9 protein-coding genes and 1 pseudogene are annotated in these 12,957 nt (G+C 43.0%); all 10 read right to left on the minus strand.

Going from position 1 to position 12,957, the window contains the following annotated elements:
* Nucleotides 1-48: 48 nt before the first annotated feature.
* On the minus strand, nt 49-3,003 hold the full coding sequence (locus tag UF75_RS06740) for a PEP/pyruvate-binding domain-containing protein (protein ID WP_045573839.1): 2,955 nt from the start codon (nt 3,001-3,003) through the stop codon (nt 49-51).
* 125 nt (nt 3,004-3,128) lie between these two features.
* Entirely contained in the window at nt 3,129-4,466 is a 1,338-nt protein-coding gene (gdhA, locus tag UF75_RS06745) for an NADP-specific glutamate dehydrogenase (RefSeq protein WP_045573840.1), read from the minus strand.
* A 248-nt stretch (nt 4,467-4,714) separates the two neighbouring features.
* Nucleotides 4,715-6,040 carry a 4-aminobutyrate--2-oxoglutarate transaminase gene (gene gabT, locus UF75_RS06750; protein WP_156146280.1) on the minus strand — a complete coding sequence of 442 codons (1,326 nt, stop codon included), beginning with the start codon at nt 6,038-6,040 and terminating at the stop codon, nt 4,715-4,717.
* A gap of 446 nt (nt 6,041-6,486) precedes the next feature.
* Complete coding sequence (locus tag UF75_RS06755; RefSeq protein ID WP_045573841.1) at nt 6,487-6,807, minus strand: AzlD domain-containing protein; 321 nt, start codon at nt 6,805-6,807, stop codon at nt 6,487-6,489.
* A gap of 54 nt (nt 6,808-6,861) precedes the next feature.
* Entirely contained in the window at nt 6,862-7,578 is a 717-nt protein-coding gene (locus UF75_RS06760) for an AzlC family ABC transporter permease (protein ID WP_045573842.1), read from the minus strand.
* Nucleotides 7,575-8,861, minus strand: a complete 1,287-nt coding sequence (gene aroA / locus UF75_RS06765) for a 3-phosphoshikimate 1-carboxyvinyltransferase (protein ID WP_045573843.1) — start codon at nt 8,859-8,861, stop codon at nt 7,575-7,577. The genes UF75_RS06760 and aroA overlap by 4 nt, the downstream gene beginning before the upstream one ends.
* A gap of 192 nt (nt 8,862-9,053) precedes the next feature.
* Nucleotides 9,054-9,971, minus strand: a complete 918-nt coding sequence (locus tag UF75_RS06770) for a prephenate dehydrogenase/arogenate dehydrogenase family protein (RefSeq protein WP_156146282.1) — start codon at nt 9,969-9,971, stop codon at nt 9,054-9,056.
* Complete coding sequence (gene aroF, locus UF75_RS06775; protein WP_045573844.1) at nt 9,968-10,999, minus strand: 3-deoxy-7-phosphoheptulonate synthase; 1,032 nt, start codon at nt 10,997-10,999, stop codon at nt 9,968-9,970. The genes UF75_RS06770 and aroF overlap by 4 nt, the downstream gene beginning before the upstream one ends.
* Nucleotides 11,000-11,771: 772 nt before the next feature.
* A pseudogene (locus UF75_RS06780) lies at nt 11,772-12,392 on the minus strand (transposase); the annotation flags it as partial.
* Nucleotides 12,393-12,585: 193 nt separating this feature from the next.
* Nucleotides 12,586-12,873 carry a hypothetical protein gene (locus tag UF75_RS06785; protein WP_045573845.1) on the minus strand — a complete coding sequence of 96 codons (288 nt, stop codon included), beginning with the start codon at nt 12,871-12,873 and terminating at the stop codon, nt 12,586-12,588.
* Nucleotides 12,874-12,957 lie beyond the last annotated feature (84 nt).

Consider the following 12,957-nt stretch of genomic DNA (forward strand, 5'->3'; position numbering starts at 1 on the left):
AATGATTCCCGCAAGGAAGTAATTCCAAAATTATTGTATTAGTATATATTATATGGTGAATTTCGGTTTTAAAATAACTCCATTGCTGCTGTGACCATCAATGATCACCTTAATCGGATTTTCAAAGCGAATCAGCCTGACATATTCGGTTTGCTTGAGTACCGTTGCCGTCTTCAGCCATTCCCAATCTACAAATTCGGCATCATTCTCTTTTCCAATATGGAAATACCCCATTCTTAACGATACCAAGTTGTGATGAAAATGACTGCCCAGTGAGGGTTCAACTTGGAGGTTATCCCAATCGGCTTCAATAACTACTTTGGCCTGGGACATTTGTGACCATGTCAGAGGGATTCCTAGCCATGGATCAGATGACCCTAGACGACCAAACCCAAAGAGCAGATAGTTGCGCTCTTCATTAAGCAATAACTGATTTAATTCTCCGATTTCTTGAGCAATTTTTCTGGTCTTGCTCAAATCAAAATGATCGGGGTCTATAAAAATAATATCGTAAATATCCTGAAATATACCATTTCCTATGGTGTGCCGGCTTTTACACATAGTCTCATCATTTGCATAATCATTAACCTTGACTTCCTGTAATTCTCTTCCTGAAACTAAAGGTCGAACCTGTAAGAAATAAAACTCGATCTCTTTTTTCCTGTCGACAGGAATGTTTATTGCAAACTCTATTTCTATTTCCGAACTGAACGCTTTTTTTCCGAGAATGAATAGGTCCTTGATAATATTGGCAAGCGGAAAAAGGCCATATTTCAAAACTGGTGCAAACGACACAAGCCTCGGTCCTGGAATTGAGAGGGTATCGCTGATGGTGTCATTGTCCTTTGAATACGTGCTGCCTACAAAGCTCAAGGTACCGTCTTTCTCAGCGCGATTTAGGGGGTATTTTCCATAGGTACACCCCGGACCGCGAGAAATGTCGACTGACTGGTTCGCAAAATTCAAGGCATAAAACTGGTTTTGGGACTTTCTTAAAAAATCACCCGGGGACGCAAATTCCGTATTCATCTTCGGATAAGCAGGAGAAAACCGATAAACTTGTTCTCCATCGACAACAGCCCTGCCAAAGCCCAAAGCCAGGCTGCCGATCCCCTGTTCAGGTTTCATATAGGAAATTGGGTAAAAATTATAGGACTGTGCAACCCCTGACATAACCGGATAAAAAATGTCCCCATGCAATTCTCCGACAAGTTGTTGAATCAAGACTGCCATTTGTTCCTCTTCTATTCTCAACTCAGAATTTTTTATGTAGCTTTTGGGTGACTGATAAAACACCGAGGCATAGACGAGTTTTATGGCATCCAGGAGTTGTTTCAGGCGAACTTCAGGGTCTTTGTGGTTGTTTGGTAATAGGAAGGTGCTGTATATTCCTGCAAAGGGTAGCATTTGGGAATCCTCGAGAATACTAGATGAACGGACGGCCAAAGGGTAGTTGATTTTCATAATTAGTATGCGCAGTTCATCAGTTATCTTGGCTGGCAATTCAGCGGACAGGAACTCGCTTGCAATAGTTTCCTCATTTTCCGTATTAACTGCCATTGCCTGCAAAACGTTCATTTCCAGAAATTCTTCGAATACTTCACTACAGATTACAAAGGATCGCGGAGTTTTTATCCTAATATGCTCATATTTATTAAACAAACTCGTCTGAGAAAGCATGAAGTTAAAAAAGGCTATTCCCCTCCCCTTACCGCCAAGGGATCCGCTGCCTAGTTTAAGCAGTGAGTTATCCAGGTCCACTTTCGAGTGTCCGAAATCAGTTATGACACCTTCCTGTAGACGTTTGAAATACATCCGTATAGTATCGAGGATATATTCCCTTAACGCCTGAGGACTTTGAAACTCAGAGACATCTGCCCGACTTTGTGCCGCCAATTCGAAATCTGTCCTAGCTTTGAACCATCTCGAAAAATGATAGCGTGTAGCGTGGTAGAGCAGGCTTTCTTCAGGCAGGTTGGGAATGATATCTTCAAATTCATCGATGGTAGCTGCCCTAGCTATTATGCGCCCATCCGGAGTCCTGAATATGAAATCACCGAACCCATAGTTCTCTAATATATATGTACACAATTCAAGATGCATGTTGGGAGAACTCTTATTAAGAAAACTGATCCCGCTCTCCTTCACCTTGCTTTCATTGTCACTTTCACTCGATTGAATTAAGAATGGAAGGTAATGGATTTCCCCCTTGATCATGTGCGCCAGATGCAGACCTGCCTTCGAATTTAACACCCCGTCTTTTTGGTAACTCATATCAGATATCACACCCAGCAAATTGTTTCGATAACGGTTGAATATAGCCGCAGCCTCTTCATAAGTCTCTGCCAGCAGGATTTTAGGTCTGGCCCTCATCCTTAACAGACGGTGGAGATTGTTTATCCCCTTGGATATAAGATAACTGGTCTGTTTCATAATTTCCGTGTAGATAATGGGGAGGAATTGAGAATACGCCCAGGGTGAGTCTTCGACCACGAGAATGACCTGAACCCCTTCATTGCAGTCATGCTCTACATTCCCTAGGTCCTCGACGTACTTGATGATTGCCAGCAGAATTTTATTGTTCCCAGACCAGTAGAATATCTTGTCAATCGTTTTTGTCTCTCTAATTTGCTTAGTTAATTCGACATTTAGTGTATCGTAAGTCAGCAAGACTACCGGTTTCCCCGGGTAAGTCTCCTTGATTCGTCTTCCGAATTCTTGGGGGTCCATATCACTAATTCTAGCCATGGTAATAATCAGATCATAGGTTCTTTCTTTCATAGCAGAAAACGCTTCTACTGCCGAAGAAACCCTCCGGATGCGCGGGACGAATTGAAGATTCATATCCAAGTATTCAGTAAAGATTTTCTCAGATAAACGACCGTCTTCCTCAAGCACAAAGGCATCATACGAGCTGGAGACAAGCAATATCTCCCGGACTCGAAATTTCATCAGGTCATGGAATCCTGAAAACTGGGTTTTATAATTATTTAAATTTTCCATATAAATCTCCCTGCCGGTCGTAGTTCTCACCACAGTTTCTAAAGCAAAGCGAGGCTATCAAATTAGAGACAGCCCCGTTGAACTATTCAATACACTTATTTAATACCCTAGATACGTTGGATACCTCAATATGCAATTCCCTGTGCATACATAGCTGTAGCAACCTTTATGAAACCCGCGATGTTGGCACCAATTACGAGATTATCTTCTTCACCGTATTCCTTGGCGGCTTCACTTACATTTTTATATATGGTAACCATGATGTCTTTTAATTTTGCATCAACTTCTTCAAAAGACCAAGAATATCTCATACTGTTCTGGCTCATTTCAAGCGCTGAAGTTGCAACACCACCAGCATTTGCGGCCTTAGCAGGACCAAATACTACTTTATTCTCAAGGAAAAGTTGAACTGCTTCAGGCGTCGTAGGCATATTTGCGCCCTCTCCTACAGCATAACATCCATTGGCTATTAAAGTCTTCGCAGCTTCTTCGTCTAATTCATTCTGTGTTGCACATGGTAGAGCGATATCACACTTAACATCCCATATGCTTGCACATCCTACTTTGTAAGTCGCACCTGGATGATATTCAACATATTTATTGATTCTTTGTCTTTCAACTTCTTTGATTCTCTGAATAGTTTCGAAGTGTATTCCTTCAGGGTCATATATATAACCATTTGAGTCACTCATCGCAACTACTTTCCCGCCTAATTCGTGAACCTTTTGAGTTGCATAAATAGCAACATTTCCTGATCCAGAAACAGTAACCGTTGCCCCTTTAAATGACTTACCCTTTGCCTTTAGGGCTTCTTCCATAAAGTAGCAAAGGCCGTACCCGGTTGCTTCTGTTCTGGCTAAGCTTCCACCATAGGATAATCCTTTTCCTGTCAGAACACCGGTAAAGTCGTTACGGAGTCTTTTGTACATTCCAAAGAGGTAACCGATTTCACGACCACCTACCCCAATATCCCCAGCTGGTACGTCTGTATTTTCCCCGATATGTTTAGACAATTCCAACATGAAGCTCTGGCAGAATCTCATTATTTCTCCGTCTGATTTACCTTTAGGATCGAAATCACTTCCGCCCTTACTTCCACCTATTGGAAGTCCGGTCAGTGAATTCTTTAAAATCTGTTCAAATCCAAGGAACTTTAAGATGCTTGCATTTACGGACGGATGGAATCTTAAGCCCCCCTTGTATGGACCAATGGCACTATTAAATTGAATTCTGAAACCACGGTTTACCTGAACATCTCCATTATCGTCAACCCATGCTGTCCTGAAAATAATTTGTCGTTCCGGCTCTACAAATCTACTGAATATCCCCGCCTGAATCCATTCTGGATGTTTTTCAGCAACAGGCTCTAATGATTCCAAGACCTCTTTTACTGCTTGGTGAAATTCAGTTTCGTTCGGATTTCTCTTTAATACTTGTCCCATTACATTTGCTAATAATTTCATCTAACTCCTCCTCGAAATACAATATACAAAATACAAAATACCCTATTTACTTACTATACTACTTTGCGAGATTTGTGCCAATGATTAAATGCTGAAATAATATGAATTATATGAATTTAGAGAAAGCGGCACCGGATGGATATAAGAGAAATTTCCTGTACCCACCTGGCGCCTCAGTTTAAGTCCATATAATATATTGCGCTAAGTAATCCATGGCGACTTGATGTACCACAAACCAAAAATCTCGGTTACTTCTGAACTTTGGCAAATGCCCAATCCAAAATATTTAGCGCTTTCTCAAGCTGCTCATCCGAAATCACCAACGGCATCAGCATCCGAATTACGTTTCCAAATACTCCTGCCGAGATGATTACAAGCCCTTGACTCAAACATTCTTGAGTGATCTGAGCCGTTTCTTCTTTTGCAGGTTCTTTTGTCTCACGATCTTTAACTAGCTCAATTCCAATCATTGCACCCAGACTCCGGATGTCGCCGATCAATGGATATTTTTCTTGCATACCTTGCAAGCGCTCCACAACAGAAGCTCCGATTTTTGCTGCTCTGGCCGAAAGCCTTTCTTGCTCGATATAATTAATCGTCGCTAAACCAGCCGCACAAGCTAGCGGATTACCCGCATAGGTGCCACCTATCATACCTGGTCCAGGGGCATCCATTATTTCCGCTTTACCAACTACTGCACTTAAAGGCATACCAGCGGAAATGGACTTGGCCATCGTGATAAGATCAGGCTCAACACCATAGTTCTCAACCGCAAACATCCTACCCGTTCTTCCAAAACCCGTTTGAATCTCGTCTGCAATAAGCACTATACCATGTGTTTCGGCAATCGTTTTTAAGCCCGGCAAGAACTCTTTAGGTGGAACTATAAACCCACCTTCTCCTTGAACAGGCTCAATGATCATGGCTGCGATGGTTTCTGGTTCAACCTCTGAAGTGAAGAAACGCTCAAATTGCTCTAAACAGTACATACCACAGCTAGGATAATTGGCATGATAATAACACCGATAGCAATAAGCAGAAGGAAGTTTATAAATTTCAGACGCAAACGGCCCAAAACCATATTTATATGGTCTTACCTTACTAGTTAAGCCCATAGCTAAATTTGTTCTACCATGGAAAGCCATCTCAAAGGCAATAACTCCTGTTCTTTTAGTAAAGGAACGAGCAATTTTAATCGCATTTTCCACTGCTTCCGCACCGCTGTTGACGTACGTTACTTTAATATCTCCCTTAATCGGTGTGATTTGTATTAACTTCTCGGCCAAATCCACCCACCCTTCATACATAGAAACCATAAAACAAGTATGAATCAATTTTTCAGCTTGTTCCTTTATGGCATCAACAACCGGTCTGGGACAATGACCAGCATTCAAAACCCCAATACCACCATATAAATCAATAAATTCGTTGCCATCAACATCTGTCATCAAGGCACCTGAAGCTTTCTCAATAAACAGAGGAGTTCCCTGTGAGATCCCTCTAGCAGTACACTTATTTTTTCTATCAATTAATGCTTTGGATTTTGGACCTGGAAGTTCCATTTTCTCATTCATTCTAACAGCCCCTTCGTATTTCCTAATAATCTAAAAGCTTAAAACAATCTAGTACAGCTCGCCCATCAATATACTTTTATAATGCAATTATCGCGCCAAAAATTCTCTAACTATCAACAGCCGATTCTAATAGTTTCCTTGACTAATCTTAAAACAAAGAATGCATCTAGACATTTAAAATTTTGGGATTTGCCCCTAATACCTGCCCCCGATCTGATAAACTCGGCAAATCCATGATGATGCAATTGAGCATTCGATTAATGTATGATAGCTGTTAATACTCCCGATTAATTAATTAATTAATTGATTGATTAATCTTAATATACCTTTCGTGAACCTACCGGTTCACATATTAGAACAAATATGTGAAAAAAGCGCAGCAAAAAAGATGCCTACAATCTGCAAGACATCTTTACAATTATTATGGGGTTGCTGTTTACCTAATTTCACAGGAGTAATTTATCCAAGCCCCAGAAAACAACCATTCCAAAAACAATTCCCAGAAACAAGTTGGGAACAAATCTGGAGAAAACAAACATCAAGACTCCGGTCCATAAAAAGGGATTATGTATAAGGACAATTGTTCCTCCCGGTGTCACAAGTTCAGGTATTACAAGGGCAGCCAGTAAGGCAATGGGGACAAGTTCGATAAAATCCCGAGCAAAACCTTGAACGTTCTTTCCCTTAAACAAAAGGAAGGGTAAAACTCGCGAGCCATATGTGACTAAAGTCATTAATACAATTGTACTTAAATAGTCGGTTGACATACTTCTCACGCCCTTTCTCGTTGTAGCTAAGCGCAGACTCTTTTAATCGTTAAATTAGGAAGGAAGCCTTCTGCGACGCCACCATGCCCCGATTCCTGCGGCAAGGACAACACTTAGAATTAAATATAGTTTTCCTGGTATAAGTAGCTTAAGTACTACCGCTAATACGGCTGCCATAAGGTAAGTCCCATAGTTTTGCTTAGACAGGGAGGAGGTCGTTAAAATAATGAATAAAGCCAAAAGGGCAAATTGAAAACCCGAGAATTCAACGGGCAACCAGTTACCAATCAAACCACCAAGGATCGTAAAAATGACCCAGGAGGAAAATGCACCGAGGTTGATTCCCAGCATCACTCGCTGGCGATTTTCTTCCCCAACGACCTCCTTTAGAACCTTCGTATTAAGTACAAAGGTTTCGTCCGTAAGTCCTTGGGCTAAACCCAGAGACCAAGGAAGGGTTCTCTCTGGAAAAAAGGGAACAATGGACAAACTCATTAGAAGATGCCGAATGTTAATAATAAGGGTAGTTAGTCCAATCATCAAAGGGGTTGCACCTTGGTGGATCATTTCTATTCCAATGAATTGCGAGGCACCTGCGTAAACAAAGAAAGACATCAGCCCAGCTTCCCAAAAGGTCAAGCCGAACTGAGTTGCTAAGATTCCAAACGTTATTGCCACAGGTGCATACCCTATAACTATGGTCAATGACTGACGCAAACCGTAGATAAAGCCCGTCTTGTCATTTTGGATTAAGTCATTTTCGTTAATCACTTGGCCACCTGCTTGATTACCGTCAAAAAATCCGGATAGGATACTTCGGCAGCCTCCATGTTTTCTACGCTTACCCCTTCTTCCGAGAGAAGTCCAGCGATGGCCCATGCCATAGCCAAACGATGATCTCCGAGACTATTCGCGTATCCACCACGTAAGGTAGGCTGACCATGGATTCGTAATCCATCGGGAAGTTCTTCGACTTTAGCCCCTAGAGCATTTAATCCATCCGCTACCGAACGGATCCGATCACTTTCCTTGATCCTTAATTCGGCCGCGTCCCGGATAACAGTTTCCCCTTCCGCAAAGCAAGCAGCCACGGCTAAAATTGGGATCTCATCAATCAGACGTGGAATCATAGGCCCTCCAATTTCTATCCCTTTAAGACGGGAGGGTCGAACCCTTAAAGTTGCTCTAGGCTCACCACAAACATCCAAAACATCGCTCAGCTCGATATCCGCGCCCATCCCTTGTAATACATCCAATATCCCTGTACGTGTCGGGTTCACTCCAACATCCTTTAAAATTAGCTCTCCGCTCCCAACCAAACTTCCTAGAACGAGAAAAAAAGCAGCCGATGAAATATCCCCAGGCACTAAAACCGTTTGACCCGTTAAGCGTCCACCGCCGCGAACCCACGACTCTGTGCCAAGACTTTGCACCTCTACGCCAAATCCTCTCAGCATTCGCTCAGAATGGTCCCTAGAAAGAGCAGGTTCCAGGACTCTAGTCTCACCACTAGCTCTCAACCCTGCTAAGATTATCGCGGATTTTACTTGAGCAGAGGGAACCGTTGTTCGAAACGTCTGCCCTTGCAACTGACCGCCTTCCATGGTTAGTGGCGCTAAAGTTCCACCTTGTCTCCCGATAATCTGGGCTCCCATCTGCCTAAGTGGGTCTGTAACACGTCGCATCGGTCTTGAACGAAGGGATGCATCACCTGTCAAGGTGACGGCAAACGGACTACCCGCTAACACACCCAACATTAATCTCATAGTGGTTCCGGAATTACCAGCATCTAGAACATCAACAGGCTCTTGCCAAGCATCCATCCCTTCGCCCCGAATCCAGACTTCAGTCCCTTGTCTCTCCCAAGAAACACCCAGTTGATTTAAACAACGAAGCGTACTTAAACAGTCTTGGCCTAATAAGAAATTCGAAACATGGGTTTCTCCATGAGCCATCCCTCCGAAGAGCGCAGCTCGATGAGAAATTGACTTATCACCCGGAACTCGGATTTCTCCTTTCGCACCGGAAACCGGTTTGACATACACGCCTTGCATAGGTGCTCCCCCCTTAGTTAGGTTATACATTACGTTATACACCTTTTTTAGCTAATCTTCAATTTCATTCTAGAAATAGCTATATACTTTGGAAAATTTGCCTTAATCCTCTGACAAAGCTCAATGACCCAAGCGCACCCCCGCTTCTATAAGTGGGGGTGCTGAACGAGTTTACTAGTATTTATAAAAGAGTTATTTCATATCATCTCGAAGTATGTGTGCCCTTCGAAACGCGTCGGCAATAGACTCCCCATCTCCCTGCTGTAGACAATCCCTTAGTTCTCCAATTCTTCGCTCCCAGTGAGTCAGCCCATCGAGAATCGCTTCCGAATTTCTCACCATAATCTCCTTCCACATTTCGGGCGAACTATCCGCTATCCGCGTAATATCTCGGAAACTACGACCTGCTAACGCCAAAGTCGATTCTCCGTCTGTAGGAGTATCTTGTGAAGCTAAAGTCAGGGCTACCGCCAGGAGATGGGGGAGATGGCTTACCATAGCTACTTCCACATCATGATCCTTAGGTTCTCGAAACACGACTTTGGCTCCAAATCCTTGAATAAGTTCTACAAGTCTCCGAACCGCTTCTATAGATGAATCCGGGGTAGGCGTTAAAACATATGGATAGCCTCGGAAAAGATCCGGGTCCGCAACCCCAAATCCGGACTGTTCTGAACCTGTCATTGGGTGACCACCTATAAACGTAAGATCATCAGCACCCGCCATGGCATTAAGACACGATTTTCGACAAATTTCCGTCTTTAGACTCCCGACGTCTGTGACGATTGCCCCCTTTGGGATCCTCCCCACCAATTGTTCTAACCCCTTCTCCAGTTCTTGAAGGGGAAGGGCTAATACAATCAAATCTGCCTCGATAAACTGCGGCATAGCCGCCCAACCTGCCTTAATCCAGCCCCGACTGATAGCTTCGTCAAGACTAGCCTTTTCCGGATCAACCGCAGAAACTTCCCAGCCAGCACGATGCAAGGCCCCTGCCCAAGAGCCTCCAATCAAGCCCAAACCAAGGACACAAGCCTTCGGAATTCGAAGGCCTGACCAGCCAGGTGATAAAGTAGCCTCGCTTTGCTGAGTTGCCGTTACTATAGTCAAAACGAGCTTTCTTCCCCCAACTTACGGTCTAAGGCGTGGGCGAGCCTTGATAAATCATGCATCATACTTTGAAACCTTTCCGGGGTTAAGGACTGCTTACCGTCGGAAACAGCCTTTTCAGGATGAGGATGGACTTCAACAATCAAGCCATCGGCACCAGCAGCCAGAGCTGCTTTGGCCATAGGATGAACTAGATGCCATTTCCCAGTTCCATGACTAGGGTCAACTATGACTGGAAGGTGAGAAAGGGCATGCAACGCTGGAACCATACTCAGATCAAGTGTATTTCGAGTATAACTCTCAAAGGTGCGAATTCCCCGCTCGCAGAACATCACTTGATAGTTTCCTCCATCCATGATGTATTCTGCCGCCATCATCCATTCCTCTAAGGTTGCCGAAGGTCCTCTTTTTAGTAAAACAGGTTTCCCTGACTTGGCTACTTCTTTGAGAAGTATGAAGTTTTGCATATTCCGAGCCCCAATTTGGAGTATATCTGAGTAATGTGCTACCAAATCAACATCTCGCGCATCGATTACTTCTGTGATGACCAAAAGCCCCGTTTTATCACGTGCTTCTGCTAAATAGCGTAAACCTTCTTCCTCTAACCCTTGAAAGGAATAGGGCGACGTGCGCGGTTTAAACGCCCCGCCCCGCAAAAAGGTCGCTCCACTCTCGCGCACTGCAAGAGCTGTTTCCATGATTTGGGCCCGGCTCTCCACAGCACAAGGACCTGCCATTACATGGACCGTCTGGCCTCCAATTTCCTGTCCACCGACTCGGATTATGGTATCTGCAGGGTGAAACTCACGACTGACTAATTTATACGGTGCTAAGATCGGCACTACTTTTTCTACCCATGGAAGCGCTTCTAAATCAAGGGATTCAATTTTTTGGCGATCCCCTATGGCTCCCATAATCGTTTTCTCGACCCCTTGGGAAAGATGGACTTTTAAGCCCTCTTCTGTTAAACGTGTGGATACTTCTTCAATCTGTTCTACCGTCGAACCCCTTTTTAAAACAATAATCATTTCTACTACCCCTTTCAACCATCCTGCTGTTTAATTTATTAATCAAAAAAGCACCCTGAATAGAGGGTGCTTTGATTCTTAATCGCTCCCATCCTACTTTTCTACCTATTCTTCCGCAAATCCTTCAATATTGAAGCACCTACAGCAACCACGCATAGCCATCCTACATAAGCTTTGCCAAACAAAGCTTGCTCATCACGAAGTTAAAATTAAATTAGTGCTATCTTACCACAGAAAGGGCTATCTCCACAACCCCTATTAACAAAAACAACTATACCCTATAGCATAGACTTTTTTAAGTTGTCAATTCATGATTGCACAACAGCTTCTCAGTCGGGTTCAGTCATAGTGTCATTTGTTGCTTGACTATGCCCCTTCACTCCACAGGCATTACCCTGCTTCATCATTACTATAGGCTGACGCGTCCTGCATTCACCAGTCATTTCCTACTGGTTAGGTCTCATTACCTTTTATAGGTTCTACCATGCAGGAGTCCGCTGTTCCGTGTTTCCTAGCCTTGCATACGACTTTAGCCGCCTGCTATGACCCGAGGTTCAGCTTTTACCCATGATTGGGGGACTAAGCACGCTTTTTATTTCTGATCTTCGTCAGTCTTGGCACATTGAATTACCTTGACCGTTCCCCTTCTATCCTGAAATAGATGGCAATGTTTCCTTTGCCCTTACTTTCGAGCCGTACAAACTCAGGTTCCTATGCTAAGTCGGCATGGACGTTTTATGGCGACCCAACTACTTTACCAACCATTTTACAGGTTCAATAAGCCTAGGTCTGTTGGATAACGCAGGTCGGCTGGCGTACAAGTTGCATCCAAAATAAGCGTTCCCTGATTAGGTTTAACTTCGGGTGTATCCTCTTCTACCTCTTGTATTTCAACAGGTATAGTTATATCAACGCTATCGGATCCTCTCGAGTCATCATCGTGATGATCTTCATCATGCACTTTATCTTTTTCACTTTGTATGGCTCTTTGCGCAGCTTCTGCAGAGATTATACGTTCGTTGATCTTGGCTAGACGTTTGGCATTAAAACGTTTCCGAAATTTGACCATCGCTACTGGCGTAAAGGGTTTCGTCAATTGGTACTCACTGAAGCCAATGAAGTACTGAAGATAGGGGTTTTCTGTAATCTGTTGCACGGTTTCGCGATCGGTATTGCCACACCGTGCTTGTATAATCAATGATCCCAGAGCCATTCGGACAGGTTTAGCCACATTACCCCGATCACTTGGAAACATAAAGGCGTATTCCTCTTCGATTTCATCCCAAGGAATGATTTGGGCCAATTGGAACCAGCGATTTTCGGCACTGAGCTTAACCGAAAAAGGTAGGATAAAATCATCTATGGTCATCTGCGAACTGGGCTTACGGTACATCTTTTCTCCTCCATGTGCACGGTTTTTTTGGGGTAGTTACGTTTTTCCATGCACATAATATTCGACAAAAATGCCCTCAAGCCCTTGTGATATCTAGCTTTTCATGATATTTAGCAAGCCCGAATTAGCAAACTAAAATTACCTAACCAGTATAACGGTTAAGAGTTAATTTTCCTTGTTCTGATTCAATAATTCAAATACTATCTTTTAATATATAGATATTATAAACATTTTCAGATTCAGACTTACTATACAGTCCAATAAATGCAATTTTTCCAGTTGGAGAGATAGTGGGACTAATAATATTTTGAAAGTCTGGAGTAACTGCCTTTTCTTCTTTTGTAGTTATATTTAATAGCTTTAACCTTTGTGGATAGTAATGTAGTTCTGAAAGTTGATCTGTTAAAGATTGAATATATAATAATCTGTCCCTAAAGGGCGGAGTATCTATAAGGAGAGCTCCACTTTCGGGGGAATTCATATACAGTTTTGTTATTGATATTAATAATATAAATTTAGGGATTCACCTAAATTTTCACTAGACTAAATCAGATGCAAAAGTTTT

It is taken from the genome of Desulfosporosinus sp. I2 (assembly GCF_000960765.1).
GTDB lineage: Bacteria > Bacillota > Desulfitobacteriia > Desulfitobacteriales > Desulfitobacteriaceae > Desulfosporosinus.